Origin of the sequence: Sphingobium sp. SYK-6 (assembly GCF_000283515.1) — a bacterium.
Taxonomy (GTDB): Bacteria; Pseudomonadota; Alphaproteobacteria; order Sphingomonadales; family Sphingomonadaceae; genus Sphingobium; species Sphingobium lignivorans.
Genome location: NC_015976.1, coordinates 57,356 through 76,621, shown reverse-complemented (window position 1 = coordinate 76,621; position 19,266 = coordinate 57,356). Strand labels below are relative to the sequence as shown.

Genomic DNA, 19,266 nt, shown 5'->3' with positions numbered 1-19,266 from the left:
GATGCCGATGATCTCGGGCGGCTGCCTCTGCGGCGCGTGCGGCTACACCACCGACGCCGAACCGATCAACGTCCGGGCGTGCCATTGCCGGCTCTGCCAGAAGGCGACCGGCGCGCCCTTCTATGCGCGCGTGATGGTGCCGCTCGACGCGGTGACGATCACCGGACCTGTCGGCTGGCACCACAGTTCCGCCGAACTGCGGCGCGGCTTCTGCACGCAATGCGGCACGACATTATTCTCCGAGCGGGCCGCGACGAACAGAATCGGTCTCACCATGGGAAGCCTGGACGAGCCCGGGCGATTCGCGCCGTCCGCGCATATCTGGGTCTCCGCCCGGCAGCCATGGGTCCCGCTGCCAGATGACGTGCCTTGCTATCCCGAAGGTCCGCCCGCCTGACCGGGTGGTTCGCCCGGAGAACCATAAGACGGCAGGGCCAGCCCGCGCGCGATCGCGACGGCCCGCAAGGCAAACCCGGCGGTCGCAGCCAGGGCGCTCGCCGGCGCGGAAGGAAGGCCGAGGCTGAGGAACAGCGCATAAAGGCCCGCCGCCAGTGCCGCCGCTGTCACGTAGATTTCCGGGCGCAACAGGATGGATGGCTCCCCCGCCAGCAGATCGCGGATGATGCCGCCCACGCAACCCGTGATCACGCCCATCAGCGCCGCCACGAAGGGATGCACCCCGAAGCTCATGGCCTTGGCCGTTCCGAACACGGCGAATGCCGCGAGCCCGACCGCATCCATCCAGTCGAGCGCACGCGCGGGCCACCAGCGCTCGGGCGTCAGATAGACGACGAAGGCGGCGGAAATGCAGATGATCGCCATCCAGGCATCGTGGATCCAGAAGACGGGGGCGTCGATCAGCAGATCGCGCACCGTCCCCCCGCCGACGCCGGTAATGAGCGCGAAGAACGCGAAGGTGACGAGCGTCTGCTGCGCCCGGGCCGCCGCAAGAGCCCCGGACGCGGCAAAGACGAACGTGCCGATATAGCTCAGCAGTTGCAGGATCGGGCCGACTGGAACACTGAACTCGGACGGAGGCATGACTTGGCTTTATTGCCGGGGCCGGAGCCTGTCGAGCACATGCTTGGCTGGCTGGCGATATCCGCAGCGACGCTCTAACCTCGCCTTCGAGCACTTATCGCCCGCCGCCGGGCACAATGGAAAAGGAAGCCGCCTCATGTCCCTGTCGCTTCTCGTCTTCTACGGATCCTACCGGGAGAATCGCGCCGGCATCCGGCTTGCCACTTATTGCGTGGAGCGCCTTGCCGAACGTGGCCATGCCGTCGAACTGGTCGACGCCAGGGCAGTCGGGCTGCCCATGCTGGACAAGCGCTACATGGACCATGGGCCGGGCGAGGCGCCGGAGTCCATGGCGGCGCTGGCGCGGCGGATCAGCGCGGCGGACGGCTTCCTGTTCGTGGCGGGGGAATATAATTGGGGCATCCAGCCCGGCCTCAAGAATCTCGTCGATCACTATGTCGAGGAGTGGCGCCGGCGCCCGGCCGGGATCGTGACCTATTCCGCCGGGCGCATGGCCGGTGCGCGGTCCGGCTCGGCCTGGCATCCCACACTTGCCTCGCTCGGCATCGCGGTGGTGCCGGCGACGGTCGCGGTGGGCGGCATCACCGCGAGCCTCGATGAAGCCGGCCAACCGACCGGCGAGGGCGGCGCGGCGCTGGAAAAGGCCTTCCCCGCCTTCGCCGACGAACTGGAATGGTGGGCGTCCGCCGCAGCGGCGAAGCGCGCGGTTGCCTGAAGGGCGTCAGCTTTTCATCCTGCGCCTGCGCCGCAGCGTCAGGGGCAGAAGGATAGTGCCGAACAGCACTGCCGCGGCCGCGATGGCGGCAAGGCCGTAAAGAAGGGGATGATGACTGTCTTCCCGATCCTGGAGATCGAGGATGTGCAGCCCCCACATCAGATCATAGACGCGCCAGAGCGAACTGCGGACGGCGAGGAGACGTCCGGATTCGCTATCAATGTAGAAATTCGTTCCGTCGGCATGGCGGACCTGCCAGGCGGGCCGAGCGCGCCGCAGGTCGAGCGGATTGGCGTCTGTCGCAAAGAAGGTCACGCTCTGCACGGCCTGTTTCCCGGCATAGGCGGCGCGGGCGATGGCCAGGGCCTCCCGCCGATCCACGGCGGCCACGCGCTTCCCCGTGCGTCCGTCGGCCCGCGCGAAGCTCCCGTCCGCATAGGCAATCACCCAGCGCGGTCCCGACGCCTGCTGCTCGGCGGTCAGGGAGGAGACCGGCCGGTTGCCCGGCTGCGGTGGCACGAGCACGGCCCGGTCCAGCGGCGGCATCTCACGGCGCAGATGCGCGCCGCGTATCTGCTCGATGGGGAAACTCGCCATGAAGAGGCCACTGATCGTCCACGCCAGCAGCGGCACCGCCACCAGCCAGCCGAGCCAGACGTGGAAGCGATTCAACCGGCGGCGGAGGCGCTGTGTCACCCCCGGGGGCCGTCAGACGTGGATCGGCTTGCCGAGCACCGCCATGGCCGCTTCCTTCACAGCCTCGCTGTGCGTGGGATGTGCGTGGCAGGTATAGGCGATGTCCTCGGACGTGGCGCCGAATTCCATGGCCTGCGCGGCCTGCGCGATCATGGTGCCGGCGACCGACGCGACGATCCAGACGCCCAGCACCCGGTCCGTCTCCGCATCGGCAATGACCTTCACGAAACCGTCCGGCTCATGATTGGTCTTGGCCCGGCTGTTCGCCAGCATCGGGAACTTGCCGACCTTCACAGAGCCCTTTGCCTTTGCCGCCTCTTCGGTCAGGCCGACGCCGGCGATCTCGGGCTGCGTGTAGACGACGCTCGGGATCACGTCATGATTCACGATGCCGGTGAGGCCGGCGATGTTCTCCGCGACGGCGATGCCCTCGTCCTCGGCCTTGTGCGCCAGCATGGGACCGGGGATCACATCGCCGATCGCCCAGACGCCCGGCACCTTGGTGGAGAAGTCGTGATCGGTCTCGATCTGTCCGCGCTGGTTGAGTTCGAGGCCGATCTTGTCCAGCCCCAGCCCTTCGGTATTGGCGCGGCGGCCGATGGCGACGAGCACGACATCGGCTTCCAGCTTCTCGGCCTCGCCGCCAGCGGCGGGCTCAAGGGTCAGCGTGGCCTTCTTGCCCTTCACGGTCGCGCCGGTCACCTTCGTTTCCAGCCTGAACTCGATGCCCTGCTTGCGGAAGATCTTGTTCGCTTCCTTGCGCACGTCGCCGTCCATGCCGGGCAGGATCTGGTCAAGATACTCGACGACAGTGACCTTCGCGCCCAGGCGGCGCCAGACGCTGCCCAGTTCCAGGCCGATCACGCCGCCGCCAATGACGACGAGGTGACCCGGCACCTTGTCCAGCTCCAGCGCGCCAGTCGAATCGACGATGATGCCCTTGGCATTGTCGACCGCGACGCCGGGGAGCGGTGTCACGGAGCTACCGGTCGCGATGACGATGTTCTTCGCCGTCACGGTCTTGCCGGCCACCTCGACGCTGTGCGCATCCTTGAAGGTGGCGAGGCCGTTGAGCCAGTCGACCTTGTTCTTGCGGAAGAGGAACTCAACGCCGCCGGTGAGGCCTTTCACGGCGTCGATGCGCTGGCCCTGCATGGTCGCAAGGTCCAGTTCCGGCTTCACCTTGATGCCCATGGCGGCCATCTTGCCGCCCGCCGCTGCCTCGAAATATTCGGACGCATGCAGCAGCGCCTTGGAGGGAATGCACCCGACATTGAGGCAGGTGCCGCCAAGCGTTTCCCGGCTCTCCGCGCAGGCGGTCTTCAGGCCAAGCTGCGCGGCACGGATCGCCGCGACATAACCGCCCGGGCCGGCGCCGATCACGAGGACATCATAATCGAACTGGTCTGCCATCTTCCTGCTCCGTTCGCCCCCGCCTGTCGAAGGGCTGCGCTACCTGAACAATGGGCCGGGCCCTGCAAGCCCGGCCCCTGCTGCGTCGATTACAAGTCGATCAGCAGCCGGGTGGGATCCTCGATCGCATTCTTCATCGCGACAAGGAAGGTCACGGCCTCGCGCCCGTCAATCAGGCGATGGTCGTAGCTCAGCGCCAGATACATCATCGGCCGCGCCACGATCTGGCCGTTCCTGACGACCGGGCGCTCCTCGATGCGGTGCAGGCCGAGCACGCCGGACTGGGGCGGATTGATGATGGGCGTGGACAGCAGGCTGCCGAACACGCCGCCATTGGAGATGGTGAAAGTGCCGCCGGCCATGTCCGCCATGGAAAGCGAGCCTTCCTTGGCGCGCTTGCCGAAATCGGCGATCGTCTTTTCGATCTCCGCGATGCTCATGCTCTCGGCATTGCGGATCACCGGCACCATGAGGCCATTGGGCGCGGAAACCGCGACCGAGATGTCGCAGAAATTATTGTAGACGATCTCGTCGCCCTCGATCTGCGCGTTGACGCCCGGAATGTCCTTGAGCGCCATGCACGCGGCCTTCACGAAGAAGCCCATGAAGCCGAGGCGGATGCCGTGCTTCTTCTCGAACAGGTCCTTGTACTTCGCGCGCGCCTCGATGACGGCGGTCATGTCGACATCGTTGAAGGTCGTGAGAATGGCGGCGTTGTTCTGCGCTTCCTTCAGTCGCCGGGCGACGGTCTGGCGCAGGCGCGTCATCTTCACGCGCTCCTGCTCGCGGGAAGGACCGGAGGCCGGCGCAGCGGCCGCGGCCGGGCTGGCGCCCGCGGGGGCAGCCGCGACGGCGGTGCCGGCGGCGATGGCCGCGAGCACGTCATCCTTGGTCAGGCGGCCATCCTTGCCGGTGCCGGTGATCCGGCTGGGGTCGAGGCCATGCTCGAGGACGAGACGGCGCACGGCGGGCGACAGCGTGATCGGCCCGGATGCGCTCTCGGATTCCGCCGCGGGGGCGGCGGCGGGTGCCGGTGCTGCGGGCGCAGGCGTTGCTGCAGGCGCAGGCGCTGCTTCGGCCTTCGCCGGGGCCGGCGCTGCGCTGGCGGCCTTGGCCGCCGGGGCCCCGCCGTCCTCGATCGTCGCGATGACCGCGCCGACATTCACGGTGTCGCCTTCCTTGACGAGCAGTTCACCGAGCACGCCGCTCACGGGCGAAGGCACCTCGATGGCGACCTTGTCCGTTTCCAGGCTCGCGATCGGTTCGTCGGCCTTCACGGCTTCGCCGGGCTTCTTCAGCCACTGGCCGACGGTCGCCTCGGTGACCGATTCGCCCAGCGTGGGCACTTTCACTTCGGTGGCCATGTCATTCCTCCTGGTTCCGCGCGACTCGCGGGACTTAAGCTTTCTTCTGGCGGCGAATTTCCGTCCGCACGCTATGACCAAGTGCATCGGCGACCAGCGCGCCCTGCTCGGCGGCATGCCGGCGCGCGAGGCCGGTGGCAGGCGAGGCCGCAGGCTTGCGGCCGGCATAGCGGGCCCGCATCGGGCCCTTTCCGGCATCGCTCAGGGCCTGCTCGATGAAGGGCTCGACGAAGAACCAGGCGCCGTTGTTGCGCGGCTCTTCCTGACACCAGACGACTTCCTCCAGCGCGGGCAGGCGCTTGAGGCGAACCGAAAGCGCTTCCGTGGGGAAGGGGTAGAGCTGCTCGACGCGCACGATCTGCGTGTGCTTGTCTCCGGCCGCATCGCGCGCTTCCAGCAGATCATAAGCGACCTTGCCGGTGCAGAGCACCAGCTTGCGGGTCTGCGCATCCGCCGACCCATTGGGGTCGGAGAGGATACGCTGGAAATGCCGGTCGCCCATGAAGTCCTCGGCCTTGCTGACCGCCAGCTTGTGGCGCAGCAGCGACTTGGGCGTCATGAGGATGAGCGGCTTGCGGAACGGCCGCAGCATCTGCCGGCGCAGGATGTGGAAATAATTGGCCGGCGTCGTGCAGTTGGCGACCTGGATATTGCCTTCCGCGCAGAGCTGGAGATAGCGCTCCACGCGCGCCGAGCTGTGCTCGGGGCCCTGCCCCTCATAGCCGTGCGGCAGCAGCAGCACGAGCCCGTTGGCGCGCAGCCACTTGGCTTCGGCCGCGGCGATATACTGGTCGACGATGATCTGCGCGCCGTTGGCGAAATCGCCGAACTGCGCTTCCCAGAGCACCAGGCTCTTGGGGTCGGCCATCGCATAGCCATATTCGAAACCCAGCACGCCATATTCGCTGAGCGGGCTGTCATAGACCTCGAAATGGCCATGGGGCACGGTGGAGAGCGGGATATATTTCCGCTCCGTCTCCTGGTCGAGCCACACCGCATGGCGCTGGCTGAAAGTGCCGCGCCCCGAATCCTGGCCCGACAGGCGCACGCCATAGCCTTCCGAGAGGAGCGAGCCGAACGCCAGCGCCTCGCCGGTCGCCCAGTCGAAACCCTCGCCGGTGCGGAACATCTCCGCCTTCGCGTCGAGGATACGGCGCAGTGTGCGGTGGACGTTGAGGTCCTGCGGCACGGTCGTCAGCGTGCGTCCCAGGCTCTCGAAGAGCTTGGGCGAGATGGCGCTTTCGACATTCTTGCGGGCCGTCTCGATGTCCGCCGGCTGATGCAGGCCCGACCAGCGCCCGGCGAACCAGTCGGCATGGTTGGACTTGTAGGTCTTGGCGGCCTCGAATTCCTCCTCCAGCAGCGCGACGAAACCGTCGGCCGTGGCCTGGATGAACGCGTCGTCGACCACACCTTCTTCACGCAGGCGCGCAGCATAGACTTCGCTCACCGGCGGGTGCTGCTTGATCTGCGCGTACATCTGCGGCTGCGTGAAGCTCGGCTCGTCGCCTTCATTATGACCGAAGCGGCGATAGCACCACATGTCGATCACGATGTCGCGGTGGAAGGTCTGGCGATATTCGATGGCCAGCTTGCAAGCGAAGGTCACAGCCTCGGGATCATCGCCATTCACATGCAGGATAGGCGCCTGCACGCCCTTGGCGACATCGCTCGGATAGGGCGAGGAGCGCGCGAATTGCGGGCTCGTCGTGAAGCCGATCTGGTTGTTGACCACGAAGTGGATGCAACCGCCGGTATTGTAGCCGCGCACGCCCGAAAAGCCGAAGCATTCCCACACGATGCCCTGGCCCGCGAAGGCCGCGTCGCCATGGATGAGTACGGGCAGGACCTGCTTGTGCTGACCCGGGCCGATATCGTCCCGGAAAACCTGCTGCGCGCGCACTTTGCCGAGCACGATGGGGTCGACCGTCTCGAGGTGCGAGGGATTGGGCACCAGCGACATGTGGACGTTGATCCCGTCGAACTCGCGGTCCGTCGAGGTGCCGAGGTGATATTTGACGTCGCCCGAGCCGCCGACATCCTCGGGATTGGCGGTGCCGCCCGAGAATTCGTGGAAAATGACGCGGAAGCCCTTGGCCATCACATTGGCGAGCACGTTGAGCCGGCCGCGATGCGCCATGCCGTAGACGATCTCGCGCACGCCGAGCTGGCCGCCATATTTGATGACCGCTTCAAGCGCCGGAATCATCGATTCGCCACCGTCGAGGCCGAAGCGCTTGGTGCCGACATATTTGCGGCCCAGGAACTTCTCATATTGCTCGGCCTGGATGACCTTGGCCAGGATCGCCTTCTTCCCGTTCTCGGTGAAGATGATTTCCTTGTCCTTGCCTTCCATCCGCTCCTGCAGGAACCGGCGCTCCTCCACATCGGCGATGTGCATATAGTCAAGGCCGACATTGCCGCAGTAATTGGCGCGCAGAATGTCCACGATCTCGCGGATCGTCGCCCATTCAAGGCCAAGCGAACCGCCGATATAGACCTTCCGGTCAAGGTCGGCGCCCGAGAAGCCGTGATATTCCGGCGTCAGGTCCGCCGGCAGATCGCGCTGGACGAGGCCGAGCGGATCGAGATTGGCGGCAAGATGCCCGCGGACGCGATAGGTGCGGATGAGCATCATCGCGCGGATGGAATCGCCCGCCGCCTTCGCGATGTCCGCTTCGGACAGCGTGGCGCCGCTCTTCGCGCTCGCGGCCTTGACGGCGAGCTGCATCTGCGTGGGATCGAGCGCGGCGGTCAGATCGTCCGTCGTATCGAGCGGCCAGCCCTTGCGGGCCCAGCTCGGACCCTGCTCGACCTCGCCCTGGCCAGTGAAATCCTGATTCTCAAAACCCATGGCCGGAATCCTCGTTTCGCCACGTCATCCGCCGCATTGACGCGGCCCGTTCGCTCTGCCGCCGGCGCTGCCCGAACGGCAGAGCCGGCCCTGTCACCTCAACCCTTCAACACCTCGAGCAGCGTCGTGCCCAGTTCGGACGGGCTCGCCGCGACCTTGATGCCGGCCGCTTCCATCGCGGCGATCTTGTCTTCCGCGCCGCCCTGGCCGCCCGAGACGATCGCCCCGGCATGGCCCATGCGACGGCCGGGAGGCGCCGTGCGGCCCGCGATGAAGCCGGCCATCGGCTTCTTGCGCCCGCGCTTTGCCTCGTCGATCAGGAACTGCGCGGCCTGCTCCTCGGCATTGCCGCCGATCTCGCCGATCATGATGATCGATTCGGTCGCGTCGTCCGCCAGGAACAGCTCGAGCACGTCGATGAAGTTCGTGCCGTTCACCGGATCGCCGCCGATGCCGACGGCCGTCGTCTGGCCGAGGCCCGCATTCGAAGTCTGGAACACGGCTTCATAGGTAAGCGTGCCGGACCGGGAAACAACGCCCACGCTGCCCTTCTTGAAGATGGAGCCGGGCATGATGCCGATCTTGCACTCGCCGGGCGTCAGCACGCCGGGGCAGTTGGGGCCGATGAGGCGCGACTTGCTGCCCGAGAGCGCCCGCTTGACGCGCACCATGTCGAGCACCGGAATGCCCTCGGTGATGGTGACGATCAGCGGAACCTCGGCATCGATCGCTTCCAGGATCGAATCAGCAGCGAATGGCGGCGGCACATAGATGACGCTGGCTGTCGCGCCGGTCTTCTTAACCGCTTCCTCGACCGTGTCGAAGACGGGCAGGCCGATATGGGTCGTGCCGCCCTTGCCCGGCGTGACGCCCCCGACCATCTGCGTGCCATAAGCCAGCGCCTGCTCGGTGTGGAAGGTGCCGGTGGCACCGGTCATACCCTGCGTGATGACCTTGGTATTCTTGTCGACGAGGATGCTCATGCCGTGTCTCTTCCCCTTTGCGGGCTCCGATATGCGGCGCCCGGCAACTGTTCAGGTGAAATGCGCTCAGGCGAGGCTGGGGTCGATGCCCCGGCACGCCACCAGCAGTTCCTTCACTGCATCGACGCTGACCTGGAAATTCTGCTTCGCTTCGTCATCGAGCGCGATCTCGATCACTTCCTCGGCACCGCCCGCGCCGATCATCACCGGGACGCCGACATAGAGGCCATCGAGCCCGTATTTGCCGTCGACATGCACCGCTGCGGGCAGGATGCGCTTCTGGTCGCCAAGATAGGCCTCGGCCATCGCGATGGCGCTGGTGGCCGGCGCGTAATAAGCCGAGCCGGTCTTCAGCAGGCCGACGATCTCGCCGCCGCCGCTGCGGGTGCGCGCCACGATGGCGTCGATCTTTTCCTTGCTGGACTTGCCCATCTTCACGAGGTCGTCGACCGGAATACCCGAGACAGTCGTGTAGCTGGTAACCGGCACCATGGTGTCGCCATGGCCGCCGAGCACGAAGGCATTCACATCCTTCACCGACACGCCGAATTCCCAGGCGAGGAAAGTGGCGAAGCGCGCCGAGTCGAGCACGCCCGCCATGCCGACCACCTTGTTGTGCGGCAGGCCGGAGAATTCGCGCAGCGCCCAGACCATGGCGTCCAGCGGATTGGTGATGCAGATGACGAAGGCGTCGGGCGCGTTGGCCTTGATGCCTTCACCCACGGCCTTCATGACCTTGAGGTTGATGCCGAGCAGATCGTCGCGGCTCATGCCCGGCTTGCGCGCAACGCCGGCAGTGACGATGATGACGTCCGCACCCGCGATGTCGGCATAGTCGTTGGAGCCGGTGATCTTCGCGTCGAAGCCTTCCACCGGGCCGCACTGGGAGAGATCCAGCGCCTTGCCCTGCGGCACGCCTTCCACCACGTCGAAGAGAACGATGTCGCCCAGACCCTTCAGGGCTGCGAGATGAGCGAGCGTGCCGCCAATGTTGCCGGCGCCGATGAGAGCGATCTTCTTGCGAGCCATGCGCCTCTGTCTCCTTTGCGCAGTGGAAGGAATGGCCGGGCCTTAAGCCCATTTTCCTAACCGTTCAATGAAGATCGGCCCGGAATTCCGACTTTCTTTGCAATTAGTTCGCAATATCATTAATGGTCGATCGTTTCATTTTGGCTGTCGCGATCCGAGGTGCAATCAGGTGGTCGGCCGGCATTTTCGGACCGCCCCGACCCGCTCCTCCAGCTCGGATGAACCGACGACTGGCAAATCGACCGACGTGATTTGCGCCGAGGATGAAGACAGCGCCAGCCATGAGAACGGGTGGCGCGATGACGAGTGCATCATATTGGTCGAGCGCCGGGCAGTCCGGCGCGGCGCGATCACTTCCGGAACTTTGCGAGACTCGCGATGCGGCTTCAGTCTCGCCGGCGCCAAGTGAAGAAGGCCGACATCACATAGTTCCAGACCACGCTTACCATGATGCCGGCAAGAGCGGAGAGCGCCCACCAGCTTCGGTGCGTGAACAGCCAGTCGGCCACGCCGACATTGGCGGCCGCGCCGAACGCGCAGACCAGATTGAAGCTGATCCAACCGCGCAGGAGGCCCCAGCCGCGCAGGCGCTGGTCATGATAAGTGAAGATGTTGTTGAGCAGGAAATTGCTCGAAATGGCCACCGCCGTCGCGACCGCCTGCGCCAGCGCGAAAGGCAGGCCGAAGCCCTTGAAGGCTGCCGTCAACACGGCAAAGTGGACGAGCACGCCCAGCCCGCCCACCATGGCAAAGCTGACGAACCGCACGGGAATGACCCGCCCGAATGCCTTGTCGAGAAGAAGCTGGGCATATTCCCACAGCACCAGAGTATCGAGCTTGCTTTCGCCGTGCCGACGGTCGCGGAAGACATAGGGAATTTCCGCGACGCGCAGGGGCACGGGCGCGCTCGCCAGGATGTCGAGCAGGATCTTGAAGCCGACATTGGAGAGCCGGGGGAGCGAGCCCATGAAGGCCTCGCGCCGGATCATCAGGAAACCGCTCATCGGATCGGATATCGGCACGCGCGTGAGCCGAAGCGCGAGGCGAGTCGCGAACCGGCTCATCCTGCGGCGCTTCTCGTTCCAGTCCGCGTCGCTTCCGCCCGCCACGTGGCGGCTCCCCACCACCAGGTCGACATCGCCCTTGCCGATCCGATCGAACATCGGCCGCAAAGCGCTCTCGTCATGCTGCAAGTCACCGTCCATGATCGCCACGATCGGCGCGGCGGTCGCGAGAATGCCTTCCACGCAGGCACTCGACAGACCGCGTCGGCCGAACCGGTGGAGAATGCGCACGCGCGGATCGGTGCGCGCGATCTCGCGGACGGCGCTGGCGGTCCCGTCCGGGGAATTGTCGTCGACGAACACGAGCTCCCAGGCAATCCCCGCAAGCGCCTTGTCGACCAGCGTGATCAGCAGGCGCACATTCGCCGCCTCGTTGAAGGTCGGCACGATGATGGCGAGCGCGGCAGGAAGCAGGGCGGTCGGTGCGCCGATGCCCTGCGGCCCGTTCATGCCGCGTGGGCGCCGTGACCGAGCGCGAGATAGGCGTCGGACTGCATTTCCATCAGCCTCGACACCGTGCGCTCGAACTCGAAGCTGCCGTCGCCGTGCGGGTAAAGCGCCGCCGGCTCGGCAGCAGCGCCGGCGATCAGCTTGACCTTGTGCTCATAGAGCGCGTCGATCAGCGTCACGAAGCGCGCCGCCTCGTTCCGGTTCTCCGGCCCGAGCAGGGGTATCCCGACGATGATGACCGTATGGAAACGGCGTGCGACAGCGAGATAATCGCTCGCGCCCCGAGCCTCGCCGCACAGGCGCTTGAAGGAAAAGACCGCCACCCCCTTCAGGGACTTGGGCACATAAAGGGTGCGCCCGCCATCGATCGCCAGTTCCTCGCTGGGCACATGCGCGCTGTCCTCGGGCGGATAATCGGTCAGGCGAAAGAAGATCTCGCGCAGCCGGGCCGTCGTCTCGTCGCCATTGGGGACATGCCAGGTGTTCATCCCGCCCAGCCGGTCCAGCCGATAGTCGGTCGGGCCATTGAGCGGCAGCACGTCCAGCCGGTCCTTCAGCAGGTCGATGAAGGGAAGGAAAAGCTCGCGATTGAGGCCATCCTTGTAGAGGTCGTCCGGCCGGCGATTGGACGTCGCCACGAGCGTGACGCCGGCGTCGAGCAACGCCGTGAACAGTCGCGACATGATCGCTGCGTCGGCCATGTTGTTCACCACCATCTCGTCGAACAACAGCACGCGCACTTCGCTGGCCAAAGCGGCGGCGACCGGCGGGATGGGATCGCCGGTCTCGCTTTCCCTTGCCGCGCGCAGCCGGGCGTGCACATCGAGCATGAATTCGTGGAAATGGATACGACGCTTGGCCAGACCGTCCAGGCAGTCGCGCAGCAGGTCCATCAGCATCGACTTGCCGCGTCCCACCCCGCCCCAGAGATAGACGCCGCGCACCGGCTCCGGCGCCTTGCGCAGCATCCGCCACAGGACCGAGCCCCTTTTGGGCGCGGCCTCGAGTTCGGCCTGCAGCCGGGTGAGCCGCACCGCGGCGGCGCGCTGATCGGGATCGGGCCTCAGCTCGCCGGCGGCGACGAGAGTGTCATAGCGATCGATCAGCCGAGTCATCCCGCGCGCCTAGCGCAGGCGGCGCACAAGGAAAAGCGGCGCGGCAGAGTTTCCTGCCGCGCCGCCGAATCATCTGGTCGTCGAAGGCAACTGCCTTCAGGCGAAGGCCACCCGGAGCTTGCGACGACGCATGGTCGAGCCGACCAGCGCGAAGCCACCGATCATCATGGCCCAGGTCGCGGGCTCGGGAACCGGCGGGGTCGGGTCAATGGGCTCATCGTCGATCGTCAGCCCGTCGAAGGCGAGGCCGGACTGATAGCCGGAATCGCTCCAGTTGGTGACGCCGAACACCAGCGTATAATTGCCTTCGTCCACGATGCTGTAATTGGCCTGGATCCAGCCGGTATAGCCGCAACCCGCCGACCAGCAGGTACCCGACGAACCACCCAGCGCGCTCCATGTCGGCGCACCGCCGATGATCGGCGTGCTACCCGGATCGAGGACGACACCGGGCGCGAGCCCGGGCAGATCGAAGCCGGGCACGGTGTCGCCGGACGTCGTGGTGCGGGCCGTGAAGAGGATGATGTCGTCACCCGTTTCCGGACGCAGCGCAGCCCAGGCATAGTCGGCATAGCCGGCGCCGTCGGACGTGACGTAGTTGAAATAATATTGCAGCATCGATCCAGCGTTGGCGAAGAAGCTGCTGCTCTCGTAGACCGAGCCCGTGGTCCCACCCACGCCCGGCAACGATCCTGCGCCCTCAACGCCACCATCGGTCGACACATAGCCATAGGTGCCGCCATCCGGCGACGCCGTGACAACGCCGTTCGCTCCGAGCGTACCCCAGTTTCCCATACTGGAGGCCGACGCCGGCGTCGCCAGCGCCGCAGCCAAGGCCACAGGCGCAATGAATAGAATTTTCGAATCCCACATGGTCGATTCCCTTCGAAATTCTGATGTTCAGAATGGTTGGAAGTGCGGGGTTTTTTCCCCGTCGGCGACCCGGGGCGGATGGTTAACGTGGGTTAACCAGATTGTAAACGGGGGCAGGTGCGACCCGCCCCCATATGCATATTTTTACAGCGCTTAGAGCGCTATTCCGCGCCCAAGGGCCCCAAATACACGACCGGCGGAGCCAGCCGGGAAGGAATGCGACGTCAGACCGCGCGCTCGACCAGCATCTTCTTGGTCTCGGCGATGGCGCGCGCGGGGTTGAGACCCTTGGGGCACACATTCGCGCAATTCATGATGGTGTGGCACCGATAGAGCCGGAAGGGATCTTCCAGATCGTCCAGGCGCTCACCGGTATATTCGTCGCGGCTGTCCGCAAGCCAGCGATAGGCCTGCAGCAGGATGGCGGGCCCCAGGAACCGGTCGGAATTCCACCAGTAGCTGGGGCAACTCGTGGAACAGCATGCACACAGAATGCATTCGTAAAGCCCGTCCAGCTTCTCGCGATCCTCGGGGCTCTGCAGCCGCTCCTTGCCGCTCGGCGGCGGCGTCACCGTCTTCAGCCAGGGCTGGATCGACGCATATTGCGCGTAGAAGTGCGTGAAATCCGGGACGAGGTCCTTGATGACGTCCATGTGCGGAAGGGGCGTGATCTGCACCTCGCCCTTGCAGTCCTCGATGGCGGTCGTGCAGGCGAGGCCGTTCCGGCCGTTGATGTTCATCGAACAGGACCCGCAAATGCCTTCCCGGCAGGAGCGGCGGAAGGTGAGGGAGCTGTCCTGCTCGCCCTTCATCTTGATGAGCGCGTCGAGCACCATCGGGCCGCAATCGTCCAGATCGATCTCGAAGCGATCGTAACGGGGATTCTCGCCGCTGTCCGGATCGTAGCGATAGACCTTGAAAGTCTTGACGTTCGCGGCGCCTTCCGGTGCCTTGTGAACCTTGCCGCTCTTGCGCACGACGCTGTTGGCGGGAAGTGAGAATTCGGCCATTGCTCGATGGATCCCTGGCAGGGCGCGCGGCGGGCCGCAGCGCGGACGTGGGCGCGTCCTAGCGCGTCGGTCCGCGGGGCTCAAGGGCCGAGGAAGGCGCTGCGCCGCAGAAGCCATTGATTTGTGGTTTCGCGCGGGCCACCTCATGCCTGCATGTGGTATCCGACGTCATGATTCGCAGCCTCTTCGTCGCCAACGAGCGCAGCGGCAGCTTCAACCCCGCGCTGGTGGCCGAATTGCTGGCCTTGTTCGAGAAGGCCGGAAAGCCGATCGGCCGAACAGTCCTGCTGGGGAAAGAGGATCTGCCCGACGCGGCGGAAGCGACGGCGCAGGGGCTGGACCTCATCGTCATGCTCACCGGTGACGGGACCGTCAGCACGGCGGCGGACAGGCTCGCGGGCTGGGAAGGCACGTTGCTCATCCTGCCCGGCGGAACGATGAATCTCCTCGCCCATGCCCTGCACGGACGCCATACGCCCCAAGAGATCGTCGAGGCCTGGCTCGCCGGCAAAGGCAAGGCGATGACCGTGCCCATGATCCGCGCAGGCACCCTCACCGCTTATTGCGGCATCATTGCCGGGCCCACCGCGCTCTGGGGGGAAGTCCGCGAGGATCTGCGCAATCGCGATCTCGCCTCGCTCAGCGAGACGGTGCCGCGCGCGCTCAGCGCGACATTCGAGGCACCCGGCGTCAATGTGGAAGGGCGGGAGGAGCGCTATCCCGCCATCTATGTGGAGCCATGGGGTGACGGCCTTCATGCCTATGGCGTCATGGTCGGGGATGCCGGCGACCTGCTTCGCCACGGCCTCGCCTGGCTCAAGGGCGACTTTCGCGATGGCCCCGCCGAGATCGTCGACGTCGCGCCCGCACTGAAGCTGGTCTCATCGAGCGAGCATCTCGATCTGCTGGTGGACGGGGAGCAGGACAAGGCGCCCGTTCCGCTGGACCTCTCCTGCGAGCAATCGTCCGTCCGCTTCCATTCCATCCTTGGGCGGCACGCCTGGCGCTGAACGGAAGGGCCCTCGGCCTTCAGAGTTGCAGGGAGCGCGGCAGTGACGAAGGTGGCGGCGCCGGCGTGGAGGCAATGCGACCGGCCTCCAGCGCAAGCGGATAGAGCAGCTCGTTCTCGCAGGCGAAGCGCAGCTTGAGAGCCGTCATCATGTCCATGGTTTCGCTGCAGAAAGCCAGCCGCTCCGCCGCGATCCGATTCACGCTCCAGCGCCCCAGATAATCGCTCCAGCTTTCGTCCAGCGTGCCGAACTGGGCTTCGAACAAGGCGACTTCCCGGTCGAAGGGGGAGGCCGGGCGACAGCGGTCGACCCGGAGGAACTCCATCTCCACTGCCTGGTGGGCGGCATGCCGTTGGGCCAGATCGGTCAGCAAGGCATGGCACTGCGCCGCCTCGCCCTGACCGGGGCGCGCCATGGCGATCAGCCGGTCCGCCAGCGCCTCCATGAGGTCATGGTCTTCGATCAGGCTTGCGATTTGGTGCATCAGATTGATTTTCCCATCGGGCGACATCTCTCGCCCGATGCTGGCGAACGAAATGCTGCCGGCATTGGTTATCGGGACGAAAGCCATTCTCCGCCTGCCGCGCTTTTGGCACTTTCCAGCCTCCGACGGTCCTGCTCTAATGCCGCCATGCTCAGGACCCCTCTTCCCCTCGCCGCCGCTCTGCTGGCCACCGCCGGTGCGCTCGTCGCCTCTTCTGCCGCGATGGCGGCGCCGGCCGACCCGAGTGATCCCAACTGGCCCCGCCTGCAGAAGATATTGAAGGCAACGCCGCTGATCGACGGCCATAATGACTGGCCCGGCACGCTGGTGAGCGAGGCGGGAGACAAGCGCTGGACGCTGGATCTCCGGAAGCTCGATCCGGTCGCTTATGATACCGATATCGGCAGGCTGCGGCAGGGAATGGTCGGCGGCCAGTTCTGGTCGGTCTATGTCTCGGCCAATCTTCCGCCGCTGGAACAGGTCAAGAAGACGCTCGAGCAGATCGACCTGGTGAAAGCGATCGTGCGCCGCTACCCGCAGGACTTCGCGCTTGCGCGGACGGCGGCGGAGGTGCGCGCGGCCCACAAGGCGGGCAAGGTGGCTTCGCTGATGGGCGCGGAAGGCGGCGGCCAGATCGACGAGAGCTTCTCCGTCCTGCGCGCTTATGCAGAACTGGGCGTGGGCTATCTCACGCTGACGCATAGCCGGACCATCAGCTGGGCCGACAGCGCGACCGACAACCCTCAGCATGACGGGCTGACGCCATTCGGCATCGCGCTGGTCCGCGAGATGAACCGGCTGAACATGCTGGTGGACCTCTCCCACGTAAGCGAAGCGACCATGCTCGACGCGATCGCGGCCAGCAAGGCGCCGGTCATCTTCTCCCATTCGAGCGCGCGAGCCCTTTGCGACCATCCGCGCAACGTCTCCGACACCGTGCTCAGGAAAGTAGCGGAAAACGGCGGCATCGTGATGGTGGCCTTCGCCCCCAACTATATTTCCGAGCCGCGCCGCGTGTGGGGCGCCGAGCAGGGGGCCCAACAGGCGCTCTACAATCAGCCCCCCTTCGGCGGTATCTTCATCGGCCAGCCGGATCGGGCCAAGGCGGCCATGGATGACTGGCTCAAGGCCAATCCGGAGCCCAAGGTGACCGTCCAGATGGTCGCCGACCATATCGATCATATCGCCAAGGTGGCCGGCCACGATCATGTCGGCCTCGGGGGCGACTATGATGGCTTGCCCGCGCTGCCGGAGGGCATGGACGGCGTGGAAAGCTACCCGCCCCTGCTGCTGGAACTGATGAAGCGCGGATGGAGCGACGAGAACATCGCGAAGCTCGCCGGGGGCAACATGCTTCGCGTGATGGTGCAGGCCGAGAAAGTGGCTGCCTCCATGGCGAATGACCCGCCGGCCACAGCGACGCTCAAGGCGCTGGACGAACGCTGAGGCAGCCTCCCCGACGCCCCCGTGCGGGAACGTGAACGGGGACAATGCGTTCTCCAATCAACAGTTTAGCTGATGGAGGACGTGATGAAACAGGTCTGCATCCTGCTGACCATGGCTGGCGCGCTCGTCGTGAGCGGTTGCTCGACCCTGCGGGGCGCGGGCATCGGCGCAGCGGCTGGCGCGGGTACTGCCGCCGTGACAGGCAATAATGTCGGCAAGGGCGCTGCAGTCGGCGGCGCGGCGGGCGCCGTCGTAGGCACCGTCATCGACGATTGATGGCTCACGGCGAGACGATTCACGGATGAACTCTTGAGCTCTTGCCGTCCTGTTTCTGGACCTTCCATATCCGAATGGACTCGCCGAGCCTGCGGGCTTTGGGCAATGATAACAGGATGGATTACGCGGGCGAATCACCGGTTCCTGCCCGAGCATGGCAGGATCGGTCGCTCCGCAACAAGGCACGGCGCTGTGCGCCAGCGGCCCGGGCACTGCTGCATGCACTGAACCGCCATTGGTTGGCCCGGTCGACGACTCCCCGGGCTGGTGGGGCGATCAGTGGGATGGGTGGTGCGAAAGCGCCTCGATGACATCATCGAGGCGCGCCGGGTCGCCGAGAGCGATCACGTCGCCTTCGCAGTCCTGAGTGAGCGGTTCCCCGCGCCAATCGCACATCTGTCCGCCAGCGCCTTCCACCACGGGAATGAGCGCGGCGATATCATGGAGCTTCAGCCCCGCCTCGACCACGATATCGACATGGCCGGTGGCCAGCAGCGCGTAATTATAGCAATCGCCGCCCCAGATGGTGTCGCGGCACTGACCGCCGAGAACCGAGAAATGCTCGGCGCTGTGCCCCGGAAAATATTGCGGGCCGGTGGTGGCGAGAATTGCCTGGTCGAGCGCGCGGCATGAGCGCGTGGTTACCGGCACGCCATTGAGGCGTGTGCCATGCCCGACGGCGCCAACCCAGCGTTCGCCGCTAATCGGCTGGTCGATGATGCCAAGCACGGGCCAGCCGTCCTGCATGAGCGCGATGAGCGTGCCGAAGATGGGCCGGCCCGCGATGAAGCTGCGCGTGCCGTCGATCGGATCAAGCACCCATTGCCGGCTGGCGGCTTCCCGGACGGCGCCGAACTCCTCGCCGATGATGCCGTCGCGCGGACGTTCCGCCTCGATCAGCCGCCGCATGGCCTGTTCCGCAGCCCGATCCGCCTCGGTGACGGGCGAGGCATCGGTTTTCGCCTCGATTTCGTATGGCGCGCGGAAAAAGGGGCGGATGGCGGCACCGGCGGCGTCAGCCAGGGCTTGGGCGAGAGCGAGGTCATCGGTGAGGGACATGGCCTGCGCCTAGCCCGATTCGGGCCGCGAGGCCATGCCCCATGCGGCCCGGCGGCCGGCCTGCCCGATTTAAGCCCGCCGCCGCGCATCCGTTCTCTGCACGAGCAGACCGGGGAATTCACATGCGCCAGCTGTCATGGCTGCTGACCATCGTCTTCACGCTTTCCAGCCTCGCGCTGGGCGCCGACAGGCGCCTCGCGGGGGCAGACGTGCTGGCGCCCGGCCTTGCCGCTCTCGCCGTTCTCGCCTGCCCCTTTCTGTGGGCGCCGCAGAACGGCCTCCTCGCGGGCATTCTGGACATCCCCGGCAAGCGACGCTTCCTGCTCGCGCTCGCACTGATCCTGGCGACGCCGCTCCTACTCCCCTGGCCCTCCTGGCTCTGAG

General features: G+C 65.9%; 20 protein-coding genes. 7 read left to right on the top strand and 13 right to left on the bottom strand.

Annotated features, from left to right (window positions below; all coding sequences use genetic code 11):
- Positions 1-7 precede the first annotated feature (7 nt).
- Positions 8-397, top strand: a complete 390-nt coding sequence (locus tag SLG_RS00375) for a GFA family protein (protein ID WP_014074406.1) — start codon at positions 8-10, stop codon at positions 395-397.
- On the opposite strand, the gene SLG_RS00370 is transcribed toward SLG_RS00375, so the two are convergent.
- Positions 373-1,041 carry a trimeric intracellular cation channel family protein gene (locus tag SLG_RS00370; RefSeq protein ID WP_014074405.1) on the bottom strand — a complete coding sequence of 223 codons (669 nt, stop codon included), beginning with the start codon at positions 1,039-1,041 and terminating at the stop codon, positions 373-375. The two genes, SLG_RS00375 and SLG_RS00370, sit on opposite strands and share 25 nt — an antisense overlap.
- A gap of 136 nt (positions 1,042-1,177) precedes the next feature.
- Between SLG_RS00370 and SLG_RS00365 the strand changes: the two genes are divergently transcribed.
- Positions 1,178-1,756 (top strand): NADPH-dependent FMN reductase, encoded by a 579-nt coding sequence (locus tag SLG_RS00365; RefSeq protein WP_014074404.1) that lies wholly within the window; start codon positions 1,178-1,180, stop codon positions 1,754-1,756.
- A gap of 6 nt (positions 1,757-1,762) precedes the next feature.
- Here the strand turns inward: SLG_RS00365 and SLG_RS00360 are convergent, their stop codons facing one another.
- The 6 genes from SLG_RS00360 to mdh form a co-directional block, all read right to left on the bottom strand.
- The gene (locus SLG_RS00360) at positions 1,763-2,452 is read right to left on the bottom strand and encodes a hypothetical protein (protein ID WP_014074403.1); all 690 of its coding nucleotides are present in this window, start codon (positions 2,450-2,452) and stop codon (positions 1,763-1,765) included.
- A gap of 12 nt (positions 2,453-2,464) precedes the next feature.
- Positions 2,465-3,865 (bottom strand): dihydrolipoyl dehydrogenase, encoded by a 1,401-nt coding sequence (lpdA, locus tag SLG_RS00355; protein ID WP_014074402.1) that lies wholly within the window; start codon positions 3,863-3,865, stop codon positions 2,465-2,467.
- A gap of 89 nt (positions 3,866-3,954) precedes the next feature.
- The gene (gene odhB / locus SLG_RS00350) at positions 3,955-5,229 is read right to left on the bottom strand and encodes a 2-oxoglutarate dehydrogenase complex dihydrolipoyllysine-residue succinyltransferase (protein ID WP_014074401.1); all 1,275 of its coding nucleotides are present in this window, start codon (positions 5,227-5,229) and stop codon (positions 3,955-3,957) included.
- A gap of 34 nt (positions 5,230-5,263) precedes the next feature.
- Positions 5,264-8,083 (bottom strand): 2-oxoglutarate dehydrogenase E1 component, encoded by a 2,820-nt coding sequence (locus SLG_RS00345; RefSeq protein WP_014074400.1) that lies wholly within the window; start codon positions 8,081-8,083, stop codon positions 5,264-5,266.
- Positions 8,084-8,181: 98 nt separating this feature from the next.
- Positions 8,182-9,066 carry a succinate--CoA ligase subunit alpha gene (sucD, locus tag SLG_RS00340; protein ID WP_014074399.1) on the bottom strand — a complete coding sequence of 295 codons (885 nt, stop codon included), beginning with the start codon at positions 9,064-9,066 and terminating at the stop codon, positions 8,182-8,184.
- 66 nt (positions 9,067-9,132) lie between these two features.
- Positions 9,133-10,095: a malate dehydrogenase gene (gene mdh, locus SLG_RS00335; RefSeq protein ID WP_014074398.1), complete on the bottom strand. Its 963-nt coding sequence runs from the start codon at positions 10,093-10,095 to the stop codon at positions 9,133-9,135.
- Between the two features lie 67 nt (positions 10,096-10,162).
- Between mdh and SLG_RS21185 the strand changes: the two genes are divergently transcribed.
- Positions 10,163-10,504 (top strand): hypothetical protein, encoded by a 342-nt coding sequence (locus SLG_RS21185; protein WP_148276449.1) that lies wholly within the window; start codon positions 10,163-10,165, stop codon positions 10,502-10,504.
- Here SLG_RS21185 and SLG_RS00330 read toward each other — a convergent pair.
- The 4 genes from SLG_RS00330 to SLG_RS00315 form a co-directional block, all read right to left on the bottom strand.
- Positions 10,482-11,609 (bottom strand): glycosyltransferase, encoded by a 1,128-nt coding sequence (locus tag SLG_RS00330; protein ID WP_014074396.1) that lies wholly within the window; start codon positions 11,607-11,609, stop codon positions 10,482-10,484. The genes SLG_RS21185 and SLG_RS00330 overlap by 23 nt on opposite strands.
- Complete coding sequence (gene zapE / locus SLG_RS00325) at positions 11,606-12,724, bottom strand: cell division protein ZapE (RefSeq protein WP_014074395.1); 1,119 nt, start codon at positions 12,722-12,724, stop codon at positions 11,606-11,608. The genes SLG_RS00330 and zapE overlap by 4 nt, the downstream gene beginning before the upstream one ends.
- A gap of 96 nt (positions 12,725-12,820) precedes the next feature.
- A complete protein-coding gene (locus tag SLG_RS22070; RefSeq protein WP_158512657.1) occupies positions 12,821-13,558 on the bottom strand; it encodes an NF038132 family protein in 738 nt (245 codons plus the stop codon).
- Between the two features lie 263 nt (positions 13,559-13,821).
- Entirely contained in the window at positions 13,822-14,607 is a 786-nt protein-coding gene (locus SLG_RS00315; protein WP_014074393.1) for a succinate dehydrogenase iron-sulfur subunit, read from the bottom strand.
- 170 nt (positions 14,608-14,777) lie between these two features.
- Here SLG_RS00315 and SLG_RS00310 point away from each other — a divergent pair, with 170 nt between their 5' ends.
- Positions 14,778-15,617: a diacylglycerol/lipid kinase family protein gene (locus SLG_RS00310; protein ID WP_014074392.1), complete on the top strand. Its 840-nt coding sequence runs from the start codon at positions 14,778-14,780 to the stop codon at positions 15,615-15,617.
- Positions 15,618-15,636: 19 nt separating this feature from the next.
- Here the strand turns inward: SLG_RS00310 and SLG_RS20130 are convergent, their stop codons facing one another.
- Positions 15,637-16,101: a hypothetical protein gene (locus SLG_RS20130; RefSeq protein WP_148276448.1), complete on the bottom strand. Its 465-nt coding sequence runs from the start codon at positions 16,099-16,101 to the stop codon at positions 15,637-15,639.
- A gap of 147 nt (positions 16,102-16,248) precedes the next feature.
- Between SLG_RS20130 and SLG_RS00300 the strand changes: the two genes are divergently transcribed.
- The gene (locus tag SLG_RS00300) at positions 16,249-17,547 is read left to right on the top strand and encodes a dipeptidase (protein WP_014074390.1); all 1,299 of its coding nucleotides are present in this window, start codon (positions 16,249-16,251) and stop codon (positions 17,545-17,547) included.
- An 84-nt stretch (positions 17,548-17,631) separates the two neighbouring features.
- Positions 17,632-17,823 (top strand): YMGG-like glycine zipper-containing protein, encoded by a 192-nt coding sequence (locus SLG_RS00295; protein WP_051003821.1) that lies wholly within the window; start codon positions 17,632-17,634, stop codon positions 17,821-17,823.
- 276 nt (positions 17,824-18,099) lie between these two features.
- Here the strand turns inward: SLG_RS00295 and hisN are convergent, their stop codons facing one another.
- Positions 18,100-18,882 (bottom strand): histidinol-phosphatase, encoded by a 783-nt coding sequence (gene hisN / locus SLG_RS00290; protein WP_014074388.1) that lies wholly within the window; start codon positions 18,880-18,882, stop codon positions 18,100-18,102.
- A 122-nt stretch (positions 18,883-19,004) separates the two neighbouring features.
- On the opposite strand from hisN, the gene SLG_RS00285 reads away from it, so the two are divergent.
- The gene (locus SLG_RS00285) at positions 19,005-19,265 is read left to right on the top strand and encodes a hypothetical protein (protein WP_014074387.1); all 261 of its coding nucleotides are present in this window, start codon (positions 19,005-19,007) and stop codon (positions 19,263-19,265) included.
- Position 19,266 lies beyond the last annotated feature (1 nt).